18 protein-coding genes are annotated in these 22,858 nt (G+C 66.8%); 5 read left to right on the top strand and 13 right to left on the bottom strand.

Translation table 11 applies throughout. From position 1 onward, the window contains the following. Positions 1–207: 207 nt before the first annotated feature. Positions 208–1,563 (top strand): aldehyde dehydrogenase family protein, encoded by a 1,356-nt coding sequence (locus VK98_RS09125; RefSeq protein WP_048413735.1) that lies wholly within the window; start codon positions 208–210, stop codon positions 1,561–1,563. 26 nt (positions 1,564–1,589) lie between these two features. Here VK98_RS09125 and VK98_RS09120 read toward each other — a convergent pair whose 3' ends face one another. After that, a complete protein-coding gene (locus VK98_RS09120; RefSeq protein WP_053077301.1) occupies positions 1,590–3,920 on the bottom strand; it encodes an N-6 DNA methylase in 2,331 nt (776 codons plus the stop codon). Between the two features lie 179 nt (positions 3,921–4,099). Here VK98_RS09120 and VK98_RS09115 point away from each other — a divergent pair, with 179 nt between their 5' ends. Both VK98_RS09115 and VK98_RS09110 read left to right on the top strand, forming a co-directional pair. After that, positions 4,100–5,746 (top strand): methyl-accepting chemotaxis protein, encoded by a 1,647-nt coding sequence (locus tag VK98_RS09115; RefSeq protein WP_048413734.1) that lies wholly within the window; start codon positions 4,100–4,102, stop codon positions 5,744–5,746. 484 nt (positions 5,747–6,230) lie between these two features. Beyond that, the gene (locus VK98_RS09110; protein ID WP_197083008.1) at positions 6,231–7,868 is read left to right on the top strand and encodes an APC family permease; all 1,638 of its coding nucleotides are present in this window, start codon (positions 6,231–6,233) and stop codon (positions 7,866–7,868) included. Between the two features lie 64 nt (positions 7,869–7,932). Here VK98_RS09110 and cynR read toward each other — a convergent pair whose 3' ends face one another. Then, complete coding sequence (cynR, locus tag VK98_RS09105) at positions 7,933–8,847, bottom strand: transcriptional regulator CynR (RefSeq protein ID WP_048413733.1); 915 nt, start codon at positions 8,845–8,847, stop codon at positions 7,933–7,935. Between the two features lie 109 nt (positions 8,848–8,956). Here cynR and VK98_RS09100 point away from each other — a divergent pair, with 109 nt between their 5' ends. Both VK98_RS09100 and cynS read left to right on the top strand, forming a co-directional pair. Continuing rightward, positions 8,957–9,592, top strand: coding sequence for a carbonic anhydrase (locus VK98_RS09100; protein ID WP_048413789.1), 636 nt, complete (start codon positions 8,957–8,959; stop codon positions 9,590–9,592). A 42-nt stretch (positions 9,593–9,634) separates the two neighbouring features. Continuing rightward, positions 9,635–10,105 carry a cyanase gene (gene cynS / locus VK98_RS09095; protein WP_048413732.1) on the top strand — a complete coding sequence of 157 codons (471 nt, stop codon included), beginning with the start codon at positions 9,635–9,637 and terminating at the stop codon, positions 10,103–10,105. Positions 10,106–11,159: 1,054 nt separating this feature from the next. Here cynS and VK98_RS09090 read toward each other — a convergent pair. The 11 genes from VK98_RS09090 to VK98_RS09040 form a co-directional block, all read right to left on the bottom strand. Continuing rightward, entirely contained in the window at positions 11,160–11,549 is a 390-nt protein-coding gene (locus VK98_RS09090; RefSeq protein ID WP_197083007.1) for a hypothetical protein, read from the bottom strand. Positions 11,550–11,572: 23 nt separating this feature from the next. Further along, positions 11,573–11,863 (bottom strand): hypothetical protein, encoded by a 291-nt coding sequence (locus VK98_RS09085; protein WP_048413730.1) that lies wholly within the window; start codon positions 11,861–11,863, stop codon positions 11,573–11,575. A gap of 447 nt (positions 11,864–12,310) precedes the next feature. Beyond that, the gene (locus VK98_RS09080) at positions 12,311–13,147 is read right to left on the bottom strand and encodes an ABC transporter substrate-binding protein (RefSeq protein WP_156187801.1); all 837 of its coding nucleotides are present in this window, start codon (positions 13,145–13,147) and stop codon (positions 12,311–12,313) included. A gap of 219 nt (positions 13,148–13,366) precedes the next feature. Continuing rightward, positions 13,367–13,864 (bottom strand): thiol peroxidase, encoded by a 498-nt coding sequence (gene tpx, locus VK98_RS09075; protein WP_043594076.1) that lies wholly within the window; start codon positions 13,862–13,864, stop codon positions 13,367–13,369. A gap of 98 nt (positions 13,865–13,962) precedes the next feature. After that, a complete protein-coding gene (locus VK98_RS09070) occupies positions 13,963–14,790 on the bottom strand; it encodes an ABC transporter permease (RefSeq protein ID WP_048413729.1) in 828 nt (275 codons plus the stop codon). A gap of 52 nt (positions 14,791–14,842) precedes the next feature. Then, the gene (locus tag VK98_RS09065) at positions 14,843–16,102 is read right to left on the bottom strand and encodes an ABC transporter permease (protein ID WP_048413728.1); all 1,260 of its coding nucleotides are present in this window, start codon (positions 16,100–16,102) and stop codon (positions 14,843–14,845) included. A gap of 57 nt (positions 16,103–16,159) precedes the next feature. Further along, on the bottom strand, positions 16,160–17,194 hold the full coding sequence (locus VK98_RS09060; RefSeq protein ID WP_048413727.1) for an ABC transporter substrate-binding protein: 1,035 nt from the start codon (positions 17,192–17,194) through the stop codon (positions 16,160–16,162). Between the two features lie 66 nt (positions 17,195–17,260). Next, complete coding sequence (locus VK98_RS09055) at positions 17,261–18,304, bottom strand: ABC transporter substrate-binding protein (RefSeq protein ID WP_048413726.1); 1,044 nt, start codon at positions 18,302–18,304, stop codon at positions 17,261–17,263. Between the two features lie 210 nt (positions 18,305–18,514). Further along, positions 18,515–19,621, bottom strand: a complete 1,107-nt coding sequence (locus VK98_RS09050) for an ABC transporter ATP-binding protein (RefSeq protein ID WP_048413725.1) — start codon at positions 19,619–19,621, stop codon at positions 18,515–18,517. A gap of 146 nt (positions 19,622–19,767) precedes the next feature. After that, on the bottom strand, positions 19,768–20,397 hold the full coding sequence (locus VK98_RS09045; protein WP_048413724.1) for a response regulator transcription factor: 630 nt from the start codon (positions 20,395–20,397) through the stop codon (positions 19,768–19,770). After that, on the bottom strand, positions 20,394–22,781 hold the full coding sequence (locus VK98_RS09040) for a transporter substrate-binding domain-containing protein (protein WP_197083006.1): 2,388 nt from the start codon (positions 22,779–22,781) through the stop codon (positions 20,394–20,396). The genes VK98_RS09045 and VK98_RS09040 overlap by 4 nt, the downstream gene beginning before the upstream one ends. Between the last annotated feature and the right edge of the window lie 77 nt (positions 22,782–22,858).

Genomic DNA, 22,858 nt, shown 5'->3' with positions numbered 1-22,858 from the left:
TGAATCCCGCCATCCGTCAACGCCACTGCCTGGCGATTGCGAACCAGTCTATAAGCAAGTCACATAAAACCTAAAGAACTATAAATTTAATCATTTATTCAAATTAGAAATATAAATGGCAAAGCGCCGCGGAATTGACGTCGCTCACCCCCGCCCCCGGGGATTTTTGCTACATTGTGTCTTTGCTTGAAATCGATACCGCATGTCATGACCGCCTTTACCAGCTGCAACCCCGCCACAGGAGAAGTCGTCTACACCCGCGCCGCCTGGCCGGAAGCCCAACTGTCCGCCGCCCTCGCCCAACTGCGGGAAGCGCAGCGCCACTGGCGCGAGCTGAGCGTGGCCGAACGCGCCGGCCAATTGCTGCGCCTGGCCGACCAGTTGCAAACCCATCGCGAAGAACTGGCCGGCCTGGTCACGCTGGAGGTGGGCAAGCGCACCGCGGAATGCCTGGCCGAAATCGACAAGTCCGCCCAGCTGATCCGCTACTACGCCCAGCTGGCGCCGGAGTTGCTGGCCTCGCTGGAAATCCCCACCCAGGCCAGCCGCAGCGGCGTGGCTTTCGAACCGCTGGGCACGGTGCTGGCGGTGATGCCGTGGAATTATCCGATCTGGCAGGTGCTGCGCTTCGCGGTGCCGGCGCTGATGGCCGGCAACGCCTGCCTGGTGAAGCCGGCGCCGTCGGTCCCGCAATCCACCCTGCGCCTGCTGGAGCTGGCGCGCGCCGCCGGCCTGGCGGTGCTGGACGTGGCCTGGATAGATCATGATCAAGTGGAAGAAGCCGTCCGCCAGTGCGACGCGGTGGCCTTCACCGGCTCCACCCAGACCGGGCGCGCCATCGCGGCGCTGGCCGGCCGCCATCTGAAGAAAACCGTGCTGGAGCTGGGCGGCAGCAATCCCTTCATCGTGCTGGCCGACGCTGACGTCGCCGCCGCGGCCCAGGACGCGGCCAACTCCCGCTTCCGCGACGCGGGCCAGAGCTGCAACGCCGCCAAGCGCATGATCGTGGTGCCGGAGATCGCCGAAGCCTTCATCGAGGCCTTCTGCGCCGAAGCCGCCAAACTGCGCGCCGGCGACCCGCGCCACCCGGCCACCACCTTATCGCCGCTGACCCGCGCCGATCTGCGCGAAGCGCTGCACGCCCAGGTGCTGGACGCGGTCGCCCACGGCGCCGAGCTGCGGCTGGGCGGACAGATGCCGGCCACGCCCGGCTTCTTCTATCCGGCCACGGTGCTGGACCGCGTCAATCCGGACTGCCGCGTCTATCACGAAGAAGTGTTCGGCCCGGTGGCCAGCATCCTGCGCGCGAGCGACGAGGCCGACGCGCTGCGGCTGGCCAACGACACCCCGTTCGGCCTGGGCGCCAGCATTTACAGCGCGGACAAGGAACGCGCCTGGTCGCTGGCGCGCCAGATCGAAGCCGGCAGCGTGTTCATCAACCGCCACACCAGCTCGGACCTGCGCCTGCCTTTCGGCGGCGTCAAATCCTCAGGCTACGGCCGCGAGCTGTCCGAGTTCGGCCTGTACGAGTTCGTCAACGTCAAGACCTACTGGCAGAAATAAGCCGCCGTCGCGACGGCGGCCGGCCCTCAGTCTTCCGCCGGGAAGGCCGCCAACAGCGCGTCGCGCCGCGCCTGCCATTGCAGCAGCCGCTGTTGCAGGACGAGCAAGGCCTCGTCCTGGCGCGCCAGTTCCTCCACCAGCTTGCGCTGCTCGCTGAGAGGCGGCACCGGCAACGGCATTTCCGCCAGCGCCTCGAAGCCGAACTCGACGCCCTCCACCGCCGCGCCCAGCCGCTCCAGGCAGAAGCGCCACCCTTCGGACTGGCGGTAGCACTCCAGGAAAGCCGGCGTGATCCGCGCCTCGTCCAGCGCGAAAGCCCGCTGCTCCGCCGTCGCCAGCGCCGGAGCGTCGCCGGCGTGGCGCGCCAGCGCGCCCTGATACAGGCGCGCCGGATCGAAGGCGAAAGCGTTGGGCGGCAGCGTCGTGCCCACGCCCGCGCCGGCCCGGCGCCAGCCGCCGTCCTCGGTGGCCTCCAGCAATTCGCCCTCGGCGGTGGCCGCCAGCGGCGCCGCCAGCTCGCCCAGCTTGCACACCTCCCAGTTGCCGGGAATCACCCCCAGCGGGCTGGGCTTGAACGATTGATGCGGGCTCCATTTGCCCATGCGCCGCGTGCCGTAGCCGCGGTTGAGCAAGGTCTGGATGCCGCTGGGGCGCAGCTTGCGCTTGGCCGCGTACTGGCTGGACAGCAAGTCCAGTTTTTCGTCCGTCAAGGCCAGGCAGCCCTCCAGCTCGCCCGCCTCCGCCTGCCAGCCCCCTTCTTCGGAGAAGAAGGCCGCCAGCCGCGCGTCCAGCGCCTGTTCCTGCTCCTGCAAGGCGGCCAGCTCGGTGGCCAGCGCCTCGGCGTCCACCACCTCGGCCGCCTCGTCCTGGGCGAAGTAGCGCTGCACGTTCAGATTGCCGCGGTGGCCTTGCTTGATCTCGCGCAGCCCCACCAGGCGCAGATAGTCCGGCTCCTCCGCCTCCTGCTCCACCGCGGCGCGATAAGCGCGCAGGATGTGTTCGATGTCCTCCTGCCGCAGCGTGTTCTGCACCCGGCCGCGGCCGAACTCCTTGCTGGCGTCGACGATGATCACCTTGTTGCGCAGGCCCGCCGGCTTGTTCTTGTTCAACACCACCACGCAGGTGGGCATGCCGGAGCCGTAGAACAGCGCCGGCGGCAAGGCGATCACCGCCTCGATGCGGTCGCCGGACTGGCCCTGGCTGCCGAACAGCAGGCCGTTGCGGATGCGGCCCTCGTCGCCGTCGCGGAACAGCACGTCGTGCGGCATCACCAGCGCGGCGCGGCCGTCCTCCTTCAAGGTGGCCAGCACGTGCTGGACGAAGGCGTAATCGCCGAAGCTGCGCGGCGGAACGCCGTAGCCGAAGCGCTTGTGCTCATCGACCAGCTTCTTGTAATTGGGCTCGGCGGGAGGGCGCTTGCGCCGGCGCTTCTTGCCGTCGGTCGGCGGCGGTTCCGCCGCCTCGGCCTCAAGCGGCGTCCACCAGTTCTTCACCGTGAACGGCAGCTGCGCCACGATGCGGTCGAAACGCGGCAGCCAGCCCTCCGCGGTCAGATGCCTGGGCTCCACCAGGGTGTCGCCCAGTTCCAGGCTCATGTCCACGCCGTGGAAATACGCGCACAGCTTGGCCATCGCCCAGGTGGCCGGCAGTTTTTCCTGGCCGAACAACTCCAGCGCGACGCGGCCGTCCGGCAGGCGCCCGCCCGGCCGCGCGCCCAGCATGCGCCAGGCATCCAGCAAGGTGCCGGCCGCGCCGCAACTGGGGTCGTACAGGCTCTGGCCCGGCTGCGGCTCCGCCAGCCGCAGCAGCAACTGGCTGACCGGCCCCGGCGTGGAAAAAGCGCCGCCGCGCTTGCCGGACTCCGCCGCGTAGCGGCGCACCAGCCCTTCGCAGACCTCGCCCAGCCGGGACGGGTCCTCCAGATCGGCGTCGCCCAGCTTCAGCGCGCCGATATGGTTCATCAAGGGATGCAGCACCTCGTCGCTCAAGCGCTTGTGGCCCTGGTACTGCGCCACGCTGAGCACGCCGGCCAGCGCCGGATGATGTTCCTCGATGGCGGCCACCGCCTTGTCCAGCGCCTCGCCTATGCCTTTCTTTCGCTCCTGCAGGCCGGGCCAGCGCGCGTGCTGCGGATAGACGCCGTATTGCTCCTGCACCACGCCGTCGGCGCGCTTGCGGCTCATGCCCTCGGCCGCCACCCGCGCCTGCACCCGCTCCGCGAACACATCGTGGAGGCGCTTGAGCACAAACAGGCCGAACACATGGTTCTTGTAGTCGTACAGGTCCACTTGCTCGCGCAGCAGCTCCGTGGACGCCCACAGCGCGTGTTCCAACTGGTCCGGGGATAGCAAAGTCATAAGCCAACAACCAAGTTAAATGACAAACCCGGCTATTTTAGCCGCATCGCCGCTCAGCGTCGGCAAAGAATGGTCGCGGCGAAACGCTTCGCGCCGGGACAATTCATCTTCATGTCATCCTGCCGTCATCCGGCGCGCCTAGACTGCGGCTCTCCCGCATCGCAACGCACGACATCATCATGACTTTGGCCAAACGCCTGTGGCTGACCATCTTCTTCACTCTCGCCAGCCTGGCGCTGGCTCTCCTCCTCACCGGGCAGCAGCTGAGCGGCCTGACCCGCGCGGTGGACCGCCACAGCGCGCGTCAGCAATTGAGCGCCAGCCTGTACCAGCTCAAGGCCGGCGTGCTGCAGCTGTCGCGGCTGGACCCGCTGCTGCCGGACAGCCCGGCGCGGCTGCGGGAAACCAGCCTGACCGTGGCGCGGCTGACCGGCGACATCGCCGCCGGCCTGCCCGCCAATGAAGCCGCCGCCTTCCGTCAGGCGGTGGGCCGGCTGTGGCAGGATTACGAGCGCAATCTGAGCAGCGCGCTGGCCATCGCCGAGACCGCGCCGCAGGACGCGCTGTCCATTCCGGAACAAGCCTGGCAGCAAAGCCTGCAGCCGCTGGCGGCGCTCTTGGACCGCCAGCAGACGCAGGAACAGCGGCGGCTGGCCGAGGAGACCGCGCAATTGCAGGACACGCTGCAAGGCCTGGCCTGGCTGACCCTGGGGCCGCTGGCGCTGGCCAGCCTGGTGGTGGCGGCGATGCAGCTGGCGCTGGCGCGGCGGCTGAAGCGGCAACTGCAGGCGATGGCGGCGTCCGCCGACGCGCTGGGGGAAGGCAATCTGGCGATGCGGCTGCCGGCCCAGGGCCGCGACGAGCTGGCCGCCACCGCCGCCCGCCTGAATCAGTTCCTGAACAAGCTGAGCGACTTGCTGCGCCGAGTGGAGGCCGACGCCCGCCGCAGCGGCGGCGACTGCCAGCGCCTGCAATTGCTGACCTTGCAGGTGGCCGACGCCAGCCGCCAGCAAAGCGCCAAGGCCAAGCTGAGCAACGAGGCCGCCCACGCGGTGGCCGACAGCGCCCAGACCGTGGCCGGCCATCTGCTGCAGGCGGACGCCCACACCCGGCAAGCGGCGGACGACACCGGACGCGCGCGCGAACTGGGCCGGCGCAACGCCGAGGCGATGCGGACGCTGGCCGACAATATGGGCTGCGCGCAGACGGAAATGCGCCAGCTCCAGCACAGCCTGGACGACATCGCCGGCGTCAGCGGCCTGATCCGCGACGTGGCCGAACAAACCAATCTGCTGGCGCTCAACGCCGCGATCGAAGCCGCGCGCGCCGGCGAAAGCGGCCGCGGCTTCGCCGTGGTGGCCGACGAGGTGCGCAAATTGTCGGAGCGCACCCGCGCCGCTACCGGCAGCATCTTCGACGCGCTGGGCCGGGTGGAGGGAGCCACCGGCTCGCTGCACGCCGCGCTGGAGCAGGCCGGCGACGCCTGCGCCGACAAGCTGGATTCGCAACAGGCGCTGGACCAGGCGCTGCTGCAAGTGGACGCCGGGCTGGAACGCCTGAACCGGCTGATGGCCGATATCCGCGAGCACAGCGCCGCCCAGGCGCGCGCCGGCGGCGACATCCGCCAGCACGGCCACGAAGTGGCCCATCTGGCCGCCGCCATCGATCAGCAAATGCAGCAAGCCGCGCCGGTGATGCAGCACCTGGCCGACGCGGCCCAGGATTTGAACCAGACCCTGAGCTGGTTCCGCATCGACGCGCCGGACGCCGCCCACGCCGCCGCCGACGGCGCGCCGGGCTGGACCTTGCGACAGCAGCCGGCCTGAGGCGCCGCGCCGGCGGCAATTAGGCAGTAAATTGCCGCCGGGCTTCACATAGAGCATTTATTCCATCCAAACGCTTGCCATTCGCCTAAACGCGCAATAGATCGCCCTTTAGCTCGCCATTTTCAATCTTTTGTCATGTTTGAAATAAGCTAGCGAGTACATTTCGTTACATACCGTAATGAAAAGCAAAGGTAGATTAGCCCCCTCTTATAAAAGAGCACATCAGACCGGGTCCACCCGGCACCCGGGACAAGCTCGCCGACGCTCTCCGCGCCGGCGCCTCCAGCACGCCGCCATTCACCATGCCATGCCTTCCGCCGCGGACGGCCGGGCGGGCGCGTCGTGGCCGGAACTTGTCCCCATCGCTTGCCCGCCGCGTCCGGAGCTGACTCCACCGGGCCGTCGGGTTTTTAGAAGCTGTTTTCGTCTTGCCTCGCTCTATGCTCGCGAGATCGCAAACAGGTTCTTTAGACAGGAGATACCTTTGACGCAGCAACACTCCCGCCATATCGGCCCCGTCGCCCTGATGCTGACCGGCCTGGGCTCCATCATCGGTTCCGGCTGGCTGTTCGGCGCCGCCCACGCCGCCCAGATCGCCGGCCCGGCCGCCATCGTCGCCTGGATAGTCGGCATGGTGATCATTCTTTCCATCGCCCTCAGCTACGCGGAACTGGGCGCCATGTTCCCGGAAAGCGGCGGCATGGTGCGCTACGCCCGCTACTCCCACGGCTCCCTGCTCGGCTTCATCGCCGGCTGGGCCAACTGGATCGCCATCGTCTCGGTGATTCCGATCGAGGCCGAAGCCTCGGTGCAATACATGAGCTCCTGGCCCTACCCCTGGGCCCAGCAACTGTTTTCCAACGGCGAACTGACCCCGCCCGGCCTGATGCTGTCCGCGCTGCTGGTCATCGTCTACTTCATGCTCAATTACTGGGGCGTGCGCCTGTTCGCCAAGGCCAATAGCGCCATCACCATCTTCAAGGTGATCGTGCCGGCGCTGACCGTGGGCGCGCTGATCTACAGCGGCTTCCACCCCGGCAACCTCGGCGGCGACACCCCCGGCGGCTTCGCGCCGTTTGGCTGGGCCAGCGTGATGACGGCGGTGGCCACCAGCGGCATCGTGTTCAGCTTCAACGGCTTCCAGAGCCCGATCAACCTGGCCGGCGAAGCCCGCAACCCGGGCAAGAGCGTGCCCTTCGGCGTGGTCGGCTCCATCCTGCTGGCGGCGGTGATCTACGTAGCGCTGCAAGTGGCCTTCATCGGCGCGCTGTCGCCGTCTGACCTGGCCCACGGCTGGCAAGGCCTGAACTTCAGCTCGCCCTTCGCCCAACTGGCGATGGCGCTGGGTCTGAACTGGCTGATGCTGCTGCTGTATTTCGACGCCTTCGTCAGCCCCAGCGGCACCGGCGCCACCTATATGGCCACCACCTCGCGGATGATTTACGGCATGCAGCGCAACGGCACCATGCCGGAGATCTTCGGCCGCATCCACCCGCTGTACCAGATCCCGCGTCCGGCGATGTGGTTCAACCTGGCGATCTCCTTCGTGTTCCTGTTCTTCTTCCGCGGCTGGGGCACGCTGGCGGCGGTGATCTCGGTGGCCACCGTGATTTCCTACCTGACCGGCCCGATCAGCGTGGCCGCGCTGCGCCGCTGCGCCGACGACCTGCCGCGCCCGTTGCGCCTGGCCGGCCTCGGCGTGATCGCGCCCTTCGCCTTCGTCTGCGCGTCCCTGGTGCTGTACTGGGCGCGCTGGCCGCTGACCGGCGAGATCATCTTCCTGATCGTGGCCGCGCTGCCGGTCTACTTCTGGTATCAGGCCCGCGCCGGCTGGCCGGAATTCGGCCGTGAACTGAAGGGCGCGCTGTGGATGGTGCTCTACCTGCCGACGATGGCGCTGCTGTCCTACATCGGCAGCCGGGACTTCGGCGGCATCGGCCTCTTGCCTTACGGCCCCGACATGGCGGTGGTGGCGGTGGTGTCGCTGGCCTTCTACTACTGGGGCGTCAACAGCGGCTGGCGCACCCGTTATCTGGACGCCGAGCACGACGCCCGCGCCGTCGCCGACATGGCGGCCGCCGAGAACGCGCCGCGCGGCAAGCTGGCCGGCCAGCAAGCTTAAGCCCCTCCCGGAGGCCGCTCAGCCGGCCTCCGTCGCGGGCGGCCCCGCGCCGCCCGCGCCTCTCTCAGCCTTCCCCCCGCTCCACGCCCTCGGCGCCCAACTCCTCTCCCAAAGCTTCCAACACCGGCAATGCCGCGCGCAAAGCGGCGCTGCGATAGGCGGCCTTGCGCGTCAGCACCGCCGCGCTGCGCGCCGGCAACGGCGTTCGCAAGCCCACCGCGCCCAGCTCCGGGTGCTGGCGCGTGATCGCCCGCGGCAGAATGGTGGCGCAATCGCTGTGACGGACGATTTCCATCACCGCGCCGATGCTGTTGGCTTGCGCCGCGATCCGCGGTTTCAGGCCCAGCTCCCGGAAATAACGATCGATGTGGCCGCGGGTGGCGAAGTCCGCGCTCAACAGCGCCCAGGGCGTCCGCGCCAGCGCTTCCGCGCCGACCGCCTCCGTCTGCCGCCGCCACAGGTGGCTGTCGCCCACCACCACGGCCAGGGTTTCGCTGAACAGCGGCCGCGCGTCGATCTCCGCCGAGCGCGCCTGATCGAAGGCGATCCCCGCGTCGATCTCGTCCTCCAGCAAGGCCAGCTCGATCGCGTCCAGCGTCGCCTCGCGCACGCAGAGCTCGATGCCGGGGTAGAGACGGCGCAGCCGCGCCGCCAGCGGCCCCAGCAGATAGCTGGCGAAAGTCGGCGTCATCGCCAGCCGCAGGCTGCCGCGCGACAGATCGCCGACATCGCGGGTGGCCCGCTGCGCCGCCTCCAGTTCGCGCAACGCGCGGCGCGCGTATTCCAGATAGGCGACGCCGGCGTCGGTGGGCCGCACCGTGCGCCCGCCGCGGTCCAGCAGCTGCGCGCCCACCGCCTCTTCCAGTTGCTTGATCTGCTGCGACAGCGTGGGCTGCGAGACATGCAGCGCCTCGGCCGCCCGGGTGAAGTTGCCGTGCTCGGCCACGGCCTGCAGATAACGGATGTGTCGGAGAATCATGCGCCCAAACTATAGGAAATAATTATGGAAATCATTTTATATCGGTCTTGGACCCTATAGAAAAAAAGCCTCATCCTTGGCGCATCCCTTCCCCGCCAAGGAGCAAGCCATGCAAACCCTCATCGACGGTTTTCTGAAATTCCAACAGGAAGCCTTTCCCCAGCGTTCGGCGCTGTTCCGCGAGCTGGCCGACAAGCAGGCGCCCGGCGCGCTGTTCATCACCTGCTCGGACAGCCGCGTGGTGCCGGAACTGCTGACTCAGCAAGAACCCGGCGAGCTGTTCGTGATCCGCAACGCCGGCAACATCGTGCCCTGCTACGGGCCGGAGCCGGGCGGCGTCACCGCCTCGGTGGAGTACGCGGTGGCCGCGCTGGGCGTCGCCGACATCGTGGTCTGCGGCCACTCCGACTGCGGCGCGATGACGGCGATCGCCAACGGCCACTGCCTGGACCATCTGCCAGCGGTGGCCGGCTGGCTGCGCCACGCCGACTCCGCCAAAGTGGTCAACGCGGCGCGCAGCCACGACAGCGCCCGCCAGCGGCTGGACGGCATGGTCAGGGAAAACGTCGTCGCCCAGCTGGCCAACCTCAAGACCCATCCCTCGGTGGCGCTGGCGATGCGCCAAGGCCGGCTGCGCCTGCACGGCTGGGTCTACGACATCGAAACCGGCGACATCCTGGCCCTGGACCACGCCAGCCAGCGCTTCGTTTCCCTGACGGATTTTCCGCTGACCCGCGCTGCCTGAAACCGGCGCATCCGACACCAACCCTAGAGAAAGGACCATCCCATGCAACAATCCAACATCAGCCAGGACCTCCGCGTCGAACTGACTGCCCGCGCCCTCGCCGCCAAGGCCTTGAAAGACCTGAGCTGGGAGCAAGTGGCCGCCGACACCGGCCTCAGCCTGGCCTATGTCACCGCCGCCGTGCTGGGCCAGCACGCGCTGCCCAAGCCGGCCGCGGAGCTGGTCTGCAAACGGCTGGGCCTGAGCGCGGCCGACGCCTTGCAACTGCAAGCCATTCCGCTGCGCGGCAGCATACCCGGCGGCATTCCCACCGACCCCACCATCTACCGCTTCTATGAAATGATCCAGATCTACGGCACCACGCTGAAGGCGCTGGTGCACGAGAAATTTGGCGACGGCATCATCAGCGCCATCAACTTCAAGCTGGACATCCGCAAAGTGGAAGACCCGGACGGCGGCGAACGCGCGGTGATCACCCTGGACGGCAAGTTCTTGCCCAATAAGCCCTATTAAGCACCCTTCACGCCCGCAAGGGCGTGAACACGTTCTGATGGCTTCCCCCAACCCAACGCGGCCCCAACCGTAGGGTGGGGGCGCGCAGCGATGCCCACGCGGAAACGGGTGCGACGCCACAGGCCGCCGGACAGCCGCGTGTTGGTGGGTATCGCCTACGGCTCCACCCACCCTACCCACGTGCCGCACACCCTACCCAAGAGCCCCCAACCGTAGGGAGGGAGGAGCGCAGCGATACCCACGCGGAAACGAATACGACGCCATCAACCTACCGGATAGCCGCCTGTTGGTGGGTATCGCCTACGGCTCCACCCACCCTACCCACGCGCCGCCAACCGTAGGGTGGGAGGAGCGAAGCGATGCCCACGCGGAAACGGACACGACGCCATCAACCTACCGGGCAGCCGTGCGTTGGTGGGTATCGCCTACGGCTCCACCCACCCTACCCAAGAGCCCCCAACCGTAGGGTGGGTGGAGCGCAGCGATACCCACGCGGAAACGGACACGACGCCATAAACCGACCGGACAGCCGCGCATTGGTGGGTATCGCCTTACGGCTCCGCCCACCCTACCCAAACGCCGCCAACCGTAGGGTGGGAGGAGCGTAGCGATACCCACGCGGAACGGGTTCGACGCCATCAACCTACCGGATAGACGCCTGTTGGTGGGTATCGCCTTACGGCTCCACCCACCCTACCCAAACGCCCCCAACCGTAGGGTGGGTGGAGCGCAGCGATACCCACGCGGAAACGGACACGACGCCATAAACCGACCGGGCAGCCGCGCATTGGTGGGTATCGCCTTACGGCTCCACCCACCCTACCCAAACGCCCCCAACCGTAGGGAGGGTGGAGCGCAGCGATACCCACGCGGAAGCGGACGCGACGCCATCAACCGACCGGACAGCCGCCTGTTGGTGGGTATCGCCTTACGGCTCCACCCACCCTACCCAAACGTCGCCAACCGTAGGGTGGGAGGAGCGCAGCGATACCCACGCGGAAAACGACCTCGGCGCCCAAAACCTGCCGAACAGCCGCGTGTTGGCGGGGTTCGCCTACAGTTTCACCCACAGCGCAGGCTGGCTTCGGACGGCCAAAGGCTCCGGCGCCGGCGCGCCCACCAGCGCCTGACGGGCGGTGACTATATTGCTGAAGCCCGCCAGGCGATAGCATTCCCGCGCACAGGTGTCGCGGTTGGTCCACTTGCCGGACGCCCACATCCGCAACAAGGCGACGCGGGCTGGTTCGTGCTCGCCACGCCATTTGTCCCATAGGTAAAAACTCGTCTGCGCCTGCCGGATCTCCAGATGGATGGCGGCGGTGTCCGCCGGATGGTCCGGGTGGTCGTCCGTCAGCGCAATGGATCCGATGCGCTCTTCATAGGCGGAGATCAAACTGGCGGCGCGTTGGAGGACGTCGCGGTGCTGGATCAGCAGCTTCATCATGGCAATGCTCTCTCTGATAGCCATCACTGCACGCCGTTAAGGTGTTCCAGCCCTTGTTTCAAGCGCTGCTGTATCGGCTCCAGCAAGGCCAGCGCTTCCTCGCTGCTGAACAGCAGCGGCTCGTCGCGGCGCTCCAGCAGCGTCACCAAGGCCTGCAGCCCGGTGTGAGCGGCGCGCATGTCCATCACGGCGCGCAGCAGGGCGGAGTCCAGCTCAATGTAATAGTGGTTCAGTTGCCAGCTCAGATCGCCCAGCAGCGCCTCGTCGGAGGAAACGACGGGCAAGCGTTGCAGGCAGAGGCGCAGTTGCTCCATGACCGGGGCAGCGGCGGGTGTGGCGGCTTGGCCTGCGCAATGGGGGCAGGCGGGAGGCGGCATGGCGGGGGGAAAGGTAGAGAAGGTCATCACGGTCTCCATGTCATCTGTGGAAACCTGCCCAGGCGAGGCTAGGGCAGGCACATGACAAGGTGGCAAGACCGGCTAACTCTACCAAAAACCGGCAATCCTTTCGGATTCCCTGCCACGGCCCGCCCCGAATGGGTACGGCGTGGCAGCAGACGTAACGGTGCCAAAGCGGACTGTCGTGTCTGCGGGAGAGTTAGTTATAGGCTTGCCAGCCCTGCGCCGCGTGATTGAGCACGACGCGGGACCAAGCCTAAACAGGCTGGGAGGGGGCGTCAAGGCATTGGGAGAGCCGCAAGCCGCGGGAAGATAAGCATGGCGTGTAATTCGCGGGATAGCCGCGCGCGGGCGTCAGGCCAATCAGGGGAGAGGAAGTATGGATTGATTAATGCGCTGCATCAGTTCGGGGCTGGCCTGCTTGCTACACATGATGTAGCGCTTGAGCCCTTCGGGAATGTCTTTGAAAGACAAGATCGTCAGTTTTTTCGCATCGATTTCTTTTTTCTGCAGCAAGTATTTGTAGTCCTCGACATCGATCAGCATATAGTCGGCGCGCTGAGAAACGATCATTTGCGCCAGTTCGCCCGGCGTCACCGTCGAATCCATCACCGCGGCGGCGGCGTGCTCAATCATCGCATCCAATTCAGGGCCATAGGAAACGCCGGCCACTTTGCCCAGCTTGAATTCAGGACTGGCGAACAGCGCTTTTAGCGTGCTGAATTTTTGGATGTTTTTTGCGGATTTGATATTGGCCAATACCAGGTGCGGCTTGTCTTGGTGAATGGCCGAGGAAAACAGCGCAAAGGCCTCGCGCTCCGGCGTTTTATACCAGCCGGGGGAACAAATCAGTTTCTTATTGGCTTGGATATTGTTGAGAATGCGTTTGGCGGGCACTTCCTCAAACTCCGCCGACACCGCCGCGCGGTGCAAGATTTCAATGGTCCGCTCCAATAAAAAACCTGCCGGTTTTCCATTCTGGCTATAGCTGTAGGGCGGTTTGTCTCGATACTGCAAAGACAGGGCCTGCTCCGCCAAGCAGCCCGGCGCGCACCCCAGCAATATGAGGGAAAAGAGTAGCCGCTTAGCCATATGTCCTCCAGCCGGGTTCCGTCGCGCGAGCATGGGCGCGATCTGGTTTGAGCATGCGGCGGCGTAACGGCTTGGGCCGTTAAGCCGCGCCCGCGTCGTATGGCTCAAGGTCGAATCTTTTGAAAAAATAAATTTAAAGCCGCGGTGATGGCTCCACTATAGGATTATTTTGCCCTGGCGGCGGCGCGTCGAACCGCTGAGTTGCGCATGCCCTGGAAGGGCTTGCCTTGCGGGGCAAGCCCGCGCCCGCCGGCCGGCTTCGGCATCCGCGCCGGGCGCAAAAAAACCCGCCGATTCATACCGGCGGGTTTGATTTGCGGACGCAGCTTACAGCGCGGCCAGCGCGGCGTCGTAGTTCGGCTCTTCGCCGATCTCGGCCACCAGCTCGCTGTGCAGCACCTTGTTGTCCTTGTCCAGCACCACCACCGCGCGGGCGGTCAGGCCGGCCAGCGGACCGGAGGCCAGCTTGACGCCGTAGTCGGCGGCGAACTGCGGGTTGCGGAAGGTGGACAGGGTCACCACATTGTCGATGCCCTCGGCGCCGCAGAAGCGCTTCTGCGCGAACGGCAGGTCGGCGGATACGCACAGCACCACGGTGTCGGCCAGCTTGGCGGCGCGTTCGTTGAACTTGCGCACCGACATCGCGCAGGTGGGGGTGTCCACGCTCGGGAAAATGTTCAGCACCTTGTTCTTGCCGGCATAGTTGTCCAGTTTGACCTCGGCCAGGTCGGCGGAGGTCAGGGTCAGCGCCGGAGCTTGCTGGCCCTTGGCCGGCAGCGCGCCGGCCACTTCAACCGGATTGCCGCGCAGAGTAACGGTAGCCATGTGGGAATTCCTTATTTGGGTTCAGGGGTGAGTGACTCCGCTAGTGTGCGGCACACTGGCCGAATTTCAACCCCTCCCAAAGTAGGGCCAAGCCCATCTCAGCCGGCCGGCCGGCTGCGCAAGCGCTCGGAACGGCCGCGCAACCACTCCAGCGTCAGCAGCATCAGCACCGAGAAACCAATCAACAGCGTGGCCGCCGCGGCGATGGCGGGGCTGAGGTTTTCGCGGATGCCGCTGAACATCGCCCGCGGTAGCGTCGTCTGGCCCGGCCCGGCGACGAACAGCGTCACCACCACCTCGTCGAAGGAGGTGCCGAAGGCGAACAGCGCGCCGGAGATCACCCCCGGCGCGATCAGCGGCAGCGTCACCTTGAAGAAAACCCGCAGCGGCGACGCGCCCAGGCTGGCGGCGGCGCGCACCAGATTGCGGTTGAAGCCCTGCAGCGTGGCGCTGACGGTGATCACCACGAAGGGCACGCCCAAGGCCGCGTGCAGCAACACCAGCGTCAGATAGCTGTTGTCCATGCCCAAGGGCGCGAAGAACAGATAGCCGGCCACGCCGACGATCACCACCGGCACCACCATCGGCGAGATCAGCACCGCCATCAGCAGGCCCTTGCCGGGAAACTCGGCGCGGGTCAGGCCGATGGCGGCCAGCGTGCCCAGCGTCATCGCCAGCACGGTGGCCAGCGGCGCGACGATCAGGCTGTTCTGCAAGGCGCGCATCCACTCCGCCGAGGAGAAGAACTCCTGGTACCAGCGCAGGGAAAAGCCGTTGAGCGGATAGACCAGGAAGGCGCTGCCGTTGAAGGACAGCGGGATGATCACCAGCACCGGCAGCACCAGGAACAGCAGCGTCAGGCCGCTCAGCAGGCGGTGCAGGTAAAACCACAAACGTTCTTCCGGCAAGGTGTGATGGCTTGGCATCGGTTTGGCTCTCCAGTATCGGTTTGGTCCAAGCGGCTATCCAGGCTGCGCTTCAGCCCAGCCGCAGCCGCTCGCTGCCCACCAGGCGGTGGTAAACCGCGTACAGCAGCAAGGTGGCCGCCAGCAGCAAGCCGCCCAGCGCGGTGGCCATGCCCCAGTTGATGGTGGTGTTGGTGTAGAAGGCGACGAAATAGCTGACCATCTGGTCGTTGGGGCTGCCCAGCAAGGCCGGGGTGATGTAGTAGCCGATGGACAGGATGAACACCAGCAGGCAGCCGGCGCCGACGCCGGCCACGGTCTGCGGCGCGTACACCCGCCAGAAGCTGGCGAAGGGATGGCAGCCCAGCGAGATCGCCGCGCGCAAATAGCTGGGCGAGATGCCCTTCATCACGCTGTAGATGGGCAGAATCATGAAGGGCAGCAGGATGTGCACCATGGCGATGTAGACGCCGACGCGGTTGAACACCAGCTGCAGCGGCTGCTCGATCAGGCCCAGGCTCATCAAGGCGGCGTTGATCAGGCCGCCTGACTGCAGCAGCACGATCCAGGCGGCCACCCGCACCAGCACCGAGGTCCAGAACGGCAGCAGCACCATGATCATCAGCAGATTGCTGCGGCGCGTGGGCAGGCTGGCCAGCAGATAAGCCAGCGGGTAGGCCAGCAGCAGGCACAGCGCGGTCACCACCAGGCTCATCCAGAAGGTGCGGGCGAACACGCTCAGGTAAATGCCCTGATCCGGCATCGCGCGGCTGAGCTCGCCCAGGTCGTCGATGCGGTGATCCAGCGACGCCAGCAGATAGTAAGGGGTGTAGGCGGACTGGTTGCGGCGTATCGCCAGCCAGTAGGCCGGATCGCCCCAGCGCTCGTCCAGCTCGGTCAGCGCCTGCTTGAACGAGGCCGGCGCCGGCTCCAGCGGCAAGGCGCGCGCGGTCTTGCCCAGCAGGCTGCGGTAGCCGGGCACTTCCATGTTCAGCCGCTTGCCCAGGTCGCCCAGCGTCTGCCGCTCGCCGGCCAGGCTCACGTCGTCGACGAGCGCGCGGTAGGCCGCTTCCGGCGGCAGCGATTTGCCGTCCCAGACCGCCAGCGCCCGCACCGTCCGCGGCAAGTTGCCCGCCACCTCGGGATTGTCGACGCTGCGCAGCAGCAGCGCGCCGATGGGCACGATGAAGGTCAGCAACAGGAACAACAGCAGCGGCGCCACCAGCGCCAGCGACTTGAGCTTGCCCAGCCGCTCCGCCCGGGCCAGCCGCGCCTTCAGGGGCCGCTCGTCCGGCGCGGACGCGCGGGAATGGGATACCGTGGAAGCCGTCATGACCTTACTCCGTTATGGCCGCCGAAAGGCGGCCTCCGCTAAATGAAGGACGAGCGCTTACTTAGCCGCCCAGGCGTTGAAACGCTGTTCCAAGCTCTCGGCGTGGTCGGCCCAGAATTCCAGATTGATCTTCAGCGCGTCCTTGATGTTCTGCGGCGCGGTGGGCAGATCCGGCAGCTCGCTCTTGTCCAGCAGCGGAATCGCCCGCTTATTGCTGGGACCGTAGGCGATGTTCTGCGAATAGACCTTCTGGTTTTCCGGCTTGCTGGCGAAGGCGATGAACTGGTAGGCCTGATCGCGCTTGGGCGTGCCCTTGGGAATCGACCAGTAATCGAAGTCGTAGAGGTTGCCGTTCCACACCACTTTCAGATTCTTGCCCTCCTTGCGCGCCACCGCGATGCGGCCGTTGAAGGCGGAGCTCATCACCACATCGCCGGAAGCCAGGTATTGCGGCGGCTGGGCGCCGGCCTCCCACCACTGCAGATAGGGCTTGATCTGATCCAGCTTCTTGAAGGCGCGGTCCACGCCGGCCGCGGTGCCCAGCGCCGGGTAAACGTCCTTGGCCGCCACGCCGTCGGCCAGCAAGGCGATCTCCAGCGTGCCCTTGGCGCCCTTGCGCAGGCCGCGCTTGCCGGGGAATTTCTTCACGTCCCAGAAATCCTTCCAGCCCGCCGGCGCGGTCTTCAGCTTGTCGGCGTTGTAGGCCAGCGCGGTGGACCAGACGAAGATGCCGATGCCGCAGGGCTGGGCCGCGCCGGGCACGAAATCCGCCTTATTGCCGATGCGCGCGTAGTCCAGCCGTTCCAGCAGGCCCTCGTCGCAGCCCCGCACCAGTTCCGGCGATTCCACTTCCAGCACGTCCCAGGACACGCTCTTGGTGTCCACCATCGCCTTGAGCTTGGCCATTTCGCCGTTGTACTCGCCGCTGACCAGCTTGAGCCCGGCGCTCTTCTGGAATGGCGCGTAATAGGCCTTGGCCTGGGCGTCCTTATTGGCGCCGCCGTAGGAAATCACCGTCAAATCCTTGGCCGAAGCCGCGCCGGCCAAAGCCAGCGCCGCGCCCAGCAGCATGCATCCTTGTTTCTTCACCATCCCCATTCTCCATTGTTGACTGCATCGTGACGCCGGCTTGGCCGGCGTGGCTTGCCAAACACTCTCTCAGCGCAGCGCCCAGGCCGTGAAGCGCTGCTCCAGGCTTTCGCCATGATCGGCCCAGAATTCCAGATCCACCTTCATCGCGTTCCTCATGTTCTGCGGCGCGGTGGGCAGCTCCTGCAGCTCCGCCTGGTTCAGCAGCGACAGCGTTTTCTTGTTGCTGGGGCCGTAACTCATGTTCTGGGAATAGACCTTCTGGTTTTCCGGCTTGCTGGCGAAGGCGATGAAGCGGTAAGCCGCGTCCTTGTTGGGCGAGCCTTTGGGAATGGCCCAGGAGTCGAAGTCGTACAGACTGCCGTCCCAGACGATCTTCAGGTTCTTGCCCTCTTTCCGCGCCGCGGCGATGCGGCCGCTGTAAACCGAGCTCATCACCACATCGCCGGAGGCCAGGTATTGCGGCGGCTGCGCGCCGGCCTCCCACCACTGGATATGAGGTTTGAGCTGGGCCAGCTTCCTGAAGGCGCGCTCGACGCCGGCCGGCGTGGCCAGCACGCGATACACGTCCTTGGCGGGAACGCCGTCGGCCAGCAAGGCGATTTCCAGCGTGTATTTGGCGCCTTTGCGCATGCCGCGTTTACCGGGGAAGCGCTTCACGTCCCAGAAATCCTTCCAGCCGGCCGGCGCGGTCTTGAGCTTGTCGGCGTTGTAGGCCAAGGCGGTGGACCAGACCAGGGTGCCGATGCCGCAGGCCTGGACCGCGCCCGGCAGAAAATCGGCCTTGCTGCCGATGCGCGCGTAATCCAGCCGTTCGAACAACCCTTCGTCGCAGCCGCGCGCCAGTTCCGGCGACTCCACTTCCAGCACGTCCCAGGACACGCTCTTGGTGTCCACCATCGCCTTGAGCTTGGCCATTTCGCCGTTGTACTCGCCGGCTAGCACCTTGATGCCGGTGGCTTGCTGAAACGGCTGGTAATAGGCCTTGGCCTGCGCCACCTTGCTGGCGCCGCCAAAGGAAATCACGGTCAAATCCCGGGCCTGAGCGGCGCCGGCCAGGCCGGCGATCAATACGGCCGCGGCCGGCAAGGCGTAACTACAGCGTGTCATCATCACTCTCCTGCGCGAGGGCGGCGGAACGGAGGAGCCGCCGCGATAAGAACCTGATTACGATCTGCTGCGCGTCGGCGATACGGCGTTGAAAACTGCTTCGAAATGCTCATGTACCGTTTGTACATTCCGCTTTCTCAGCCGTATTCGCCTTGTCTCGCTGTAGCTCGCGAGATCGTAAACACGTTCTAAGAACCAACGAGGAAGGCCGGCTTATTCCTGCAGCGTCAGCGCGTCCAGCGCCCGCGCGTGCTCCACCTGCCAACCCAGCGGCACCACGTCGCCCACCGCCAGTTGCGGGTCGAGATCGGCGATGGGCTGCTTGACGTAGAAATCGGCGCGGCCGCAGGCCTCCAGCCGCACCCGCACGTGATCGCCCAGATAAATGAATTCCGCCACCCGGCCGGAGAAGCGGTTGGCGCAGGCCTCGCTGCGCGCGTTCAGGTGCACGCGCTCCGGCCGCACCGACAAGGACACCTGGCTGCCGGTCTCGCCCACCTTCACCGCCAGCGCCGCCACCCGCTCGCCGCGTTCCAGCTCCACCAGGCAGCGCTCGCCGTCCTGGCTCAACAAAGTGCCTTGCAGCCGGTTGTTCTCGCCGATGAAGTTGGCGACGAAGGCGTTGCCCGGCCGCTCGTAAAGCTGGGCCGGCGCGTCGACCTGCTGGATTTCGCCCTGGTGGAACACCGCCACCCGGTCCGACATGGTCAGCGCCTCGCCCTGGTCATGGGTGACGTAGACCACGGTGACGCCCAGGCGCTGGTGCAGATGCTTGATCTCCATCTGCATGTGTTCGCGCAATTGCTTGTCCAGCGCGCCCAAGGGCTCGTCCATCAGCACCAGTTGCGGCTCGAACACCAAGGCGCGCGCCAGCGCCACCCGCTGCTGCTGGCCGCCGGACATCTGGCCCGGATAGCGGCCGGCGAAGGCGTCCAGCTGCACCATGGCCAGCGCCCGCTTGACCTTGTCCTGGATGTCCGTCTTGGACACGCCGCGCACCGATAGCGGAAAAGCCAGGTTTTCCGCCACCGTCATGTGCGGGAACAAGGCGTAGTTCTGGAACACCATGCCGATGTTGCGCTTGTGCGGCGGCACCCGGTTGATGGAACGGCCGGCCAGCTGGATTTCGCCGCCGGTGGGGGTTTCGAAGCCGGCCAGCATCATCAGGCTGGTGGTCTTGCCGGAGCCGGACGGCCCCAGCAGGGTGAGGAATTCGCCCTGGCGGATGTCCAGGTTCAGGTTTTTGACGATGAGGTTCTCGCCGTCATAGCTTTTCTGGACGTCGAGGAAGCGGACAAGCACATCGCTGGCTGCGGACATGGCGGCGGCACCTGAAAGTGAATGCGTACGCCAACCATGCTAGGGAGCGCGGCGCGCGCCCGCCATCGGCGGGCGGCGGATTTTGCCGTCGGGATAAACGGCGCTCGCTGTAGGGAAATTCTTAGTGCGCCGCAGCAGGCCGGGCGTTAAAACAATTGATGCTCGATCGCATAACGCACCAGATCCGCCAGCGATTGCGCTCGCAGCTTCTGCATCAGCCTGACCTTGTGGGTGCTGACGGTCTTGGCGCTGATCGCCAGCAGCTGCGCCACCTCGTTGACGTTGGCGCCCTGCGCCAGCCGCTGGAACACCTGGAACTCGCGCTCGGACAGCTGGGCATGCGGCGGCCGTTCGTCGCTGAGATTGACTTCGAACACCAGCCGGTCCGCCAGCTGCGGGTCGATGTAGCGGCCGCCGCCGGCCACCTTGCGGATCGCGGTCAGCAGCAGAGCCGGGTCGCTGTCCTTGGTGGCGTAGCCGGCGGCGCCGGCCTTGAGCGCGCGCGCCGCCATCTGCACCTCGTCGTGCATGGACAGCACCAGGATGGCCGGCGGCCGCGCCAGCGCTCGCAAGCGCGGAATCACGTCCAGGCCGCTCAGGCCCGGCATCGAAATGTCCAGCAACAGCACGTCGCAGGCGGCGGCGCGCAAGGCGTCGAACACCGCGCCGCCGTTGGCGGCTTCGCCAACCACTTGCAAATCTTCGGCCAGGCCGATCAGCTGTTTAATGCCTTCGCGCACAATGGTGTGGTCTTCCGCCACAATCACTCGAATCATGTCTTCTCCTCCCCTTCGTCCGGCCGCAAGGGCAGCCGGGCCGTCAAACTGCAGCCTTGCCCCGGCGCGCTGACGATTTCCAGGCTGCCGCCGAACATCAGCAGGCGCTCGCGCATGCCCACCAGGCCGTAGGAACTGCCCGCCTCCCCCGGCCGCCGCTCGAAGCCCTTGCCGTCGTCGACAATGCTCAGTGTCAGCTCGCCCGGCTGCGCCTGCAAATGCAGCGTCACCGTGTGGGCCTCGGCATGGCGCAGCACATTGGTCAGCGCCTCCTGCAATACCCGGAACAGGCCCACCGCCTTGGCGTCGTCCAGCCGCAGCGGCGCGTCCGGCACCAACACCAGACAGGGTATGCCGCTGCGGGCTTCGAAGCGGCGCGCCTGCCACTCCACCGCCGAGGCCAGGCCCGCGTCCAGGATGGGCGGCCGCAGCGCGGTGGCCACGTCGCGGACCAGGGCGAAAGTCTGGGCGATCAGCTTCTTGATGCTGGCCAGCCGCTGCGCCGCCGCGCCCTCAGGCCGCCCCAGGCTCAGTTCCAGCATCGAGGTTTCCAGCTTGAGCACGGTCAGCACCTGGCCCAGTTCGTCGTGCACCTCGCGCGCGATATGGGCTTTCTCCTCCTCGCGCACCGTCTCGAGGTGGGCGGCCAGGTCGCGCAGCATCGCGCGCGACGCGCTCAGTTCCAGTTCATGGCGCTTGCCGGCGCTGATATCCCACAGAATGCCATCCCACACCATGCCCGTCTCGCCGTGGCGGCGGGCGCTGGCGCGCAGATCGGCCCAGCGCTCCGCGCCGTCGCGGGTCAGAATCCGGCCCTGCCACGCCCAGTCGCGCTGCTCGCTCCACGCCGTCCGCCAGCTGTCGCTCAGACTGGCGGCGTCCTCCGGATGCGCCAGCGCCTGCAAGCCGTCCGGCCGCGCCAGCAAATCCGCGGCCGGATAACCGGTCAGCGCCAGGCTGGCCTCGCTGACGAAGGCCAGCCGCGGGTCTTCCGCCGCGTCGCCGCGCTCCAGCCGGAACACCAGGCCCGGCACATTGCCGGCCATCCCCTTGAAACGCGCCTCGCTTTCCCGCAAGGCGGCGCGTGCCTGCCGCTTCTCGCTGACGTCGTGCATGAAGGCCACCAGGTAGTCGGCGCCGCCGAAGCGCAGAAAGCTGAGCGAGACGTCCACCGGCAGGCGGCTGCCGTCGGCGCGCAGGCCGTCGGTCTCGAACTGGAGCAGGCCGCGGCGCCGCGCCCGGCTCCACAAGTCCAGCCAGCCGTCCATGTCCAGACCCGGCTGGAAGCGCGACAGCGGCTGCCCCACCGCCTGCGTCTCCGCGCAGCCCAGCATCGCCAGCGCGGCCTGGTTGGCGTAGCGCAACCGGCTTTCCCAGTTCAGCCATAGAATGCCCACCGTGCTGTGATCCACCGAGAACTGGGTCAGCCGCAAAGCCTCGGCGCTGGCCTCCCGCTGCGCCAGCGACTGCCGAGCCGCCGCCAAGGCCTGCCGCGATTGTCGCTGCTGCCGGCCCTGCCACAGCAGCGCGCCGACCAAGGCCAGGATCAGCAGACCCGCAAGCTGGCTCAGCCGCCGCCAGAACGGCAGGCTGTCGCCCAGCGGCGTTGGCTCGGCCTGCACCCAGCGCGTGTAAAGATGGCCGCGTTGCGAGGCCGGCAGCGCGCTCAGGGCCCGGTCCAGCAGCGTCGCCAGCTGCGGCCAGTCCTGCCGCGACGCCACCCGCAGCAGCCGGGTAGTTCCGCTGTCGCCCACCGCGCGCAGGGGCGAGAACTCCGGCTCGCGCAGCAACTGGTTCAGCTGCGCCTCGTCCACCACCGCGTAATCCGCCCGCTGGCGCAGCACCTGCTGCAGCGCGGAGCGATCCGAAGCGGCCGGCCAGCGCCGCAAGGCCGGGTAATTGGCGGCCAGGAAGGCCGCCGCCGCGCCCGGCTCAAGCACCGCCACCAGCGCGTTGCCGGGCAGTTGCTCCAGCTCCAGCGCCGCCGCCGGCTCGCCGCGGCCGACCAGCTTGTAGGGGATGCGCAGGAAGGGGCCGGAAAACAGCCAGTAGCGTAGTCCGGCCGGGGTCTGCTCCAGGCCGGGCGCGACATCCACTCGCCCCGCCCGCGCCGCCGCGCTCAATTGCGTCTTGTTCGGGTAAAAGGTCCAGGCCAGCTGGAGCCCAAGCTCGGCGGCCAGGCGGTTCATCAGCTCCACGTGCGCGCCGCTCAGCGACTGCCGCCGCGCGTCCAGCGCCGCGTACGGCGCTTGCGGCACCACGCCCACGCGCAGCACCGGATGCCGGCGCAGCCAGTCCCGCTCCTCCGCCGACAAGCTCAGCGCCCAGCTTGGCGACGCCAGCCACAGCGCCGCCAGTCCCGCCATCCACAATAAGGCTTTCAATGCGTCCCTCCGGCGCGCCGGACGGCGCGCATGACTCCATACTGTGGCAGCGCGGCGGCGCTGTCTAAAAAATCAAA

This window comes from Chromobacterium sp. LK11 (genome assembly GCF_001043705.1).
Classification (GTDB): Bacteria; Pseudomonadota; Gammaproteobacteria; order Burkholderiales; family Chromobacteriaceae; genus Chromobacterium; species Chromobacterium alkanivorans.
The sequence above is the reverse complement of the archived record's forward strand: the minus strand, read 5'-3'. Positions and strand labels throughout refer to the sequence as shown.

Bases quoted from the DNA above. Each gene is read 5' to 3' on its own strand.
- VK98_RS09090 (WP_197083007.1), bottom strand. From the start codon at position 11,549: ATGATGAAGCTGCTGATCCAGCACCGCGACGTCCTCCAACGCGCCGCC.
- VK98_RS09045 (WP_048413724.1), bottom strand. From the start codon at position 20,397: ATGATTCGAGTGATTGTGGCGGAAGACCACACCATTGTGCGCGAAGGC.
- VK98_RS09065 (WP_048413728.1), bottom strand. From the start codon at position 16,102: ATGACGGCTTCCACGGTATCCCATTCCCGCGCGTCCGCGCCGGACGAG.
- VK98_RS09070 (WP_048413729.1), bottom strand. From the start codon at position 14,790: ATGCCAAGCCATCACACCTTGCCGGAAGAACGTTTGTGGTTTTACCTG.
- VK98_RS09125 (WP_048413735.1), top strand. From the start codon at position 208: ATGACCGCCTTTACCAGCTGCAACCCCGCCACAGGAGAAGTCGTCTAC.
- VK98_RS09050 (WP_048413725.1), bottom strand. From the start codon at position 19,621: ATGTCCGCAGCCAGCGATGTGCTTGTCCGCTTCCTCGACGTCCAGAAA.
- tpx (WP_043594076.1), bottom strand. From the start codon at position 13,864: ATGGCTACCGTTACTCTGCGCGGCAATCCGGTTGAAGTGGCCGGCGCG.
- cynR (WP_048413733.1), bottom strand. From the start codon at position 8,847: ATGATTCTCCGACACATCCGTTATCTGCAGGCCGTGGCCGAGCACGGC.
- VK98_RS09055 (WP_048413726.1), bottom strand. From the start codon at position 18,304: ATGATGACACGCTGTAGTTACGCCTTGCCGGCCGCGGCCGTATTGATC.
- VK98_RS09085 (WP_048413730.1), bottom strand. From the start codon at position 11,863: ATGGAGCAACTGCGCCTCTGCCTGCAACGCTTGCCCGTCGTTTCCTCC.
- cynS (WP_048413732.1), top strand. From the start codon at position 9,635: ATGCAACAATCCAACATCAGCCAGGACCTCCGCGTCGAACTGACTGCC.
- VK98_RS09060 (WP_048413727.1), bottom strand. From the start codon at position 17,194: ATGGTGAAGAAACAAGGATGCATGCTGCTGGGCGCGGCGCTGGCTTTG.
- VK98_RS09100 (WP_048413789.1), top strand. From the start codon at position 8,957: ATGCAAACCCTCATCGACGGTTTTCTGAAATTCCAACAGGAAGCCTTT.
- VK98_RS09120 (WP_053077301.1), bottom strand. From the start codon at position 3,920: ATGACTTTGCTATCCCCGGACCAGTTGGAACACGCGCTGTGGGCGTCC.
- VK98_RS09115 (WP_048413734.1), top strand. From the start codon at position 4,100: ATGACTTTGGCCAAACGCCTGTGGCTGACCATCTTCTTCACTCTCGCC.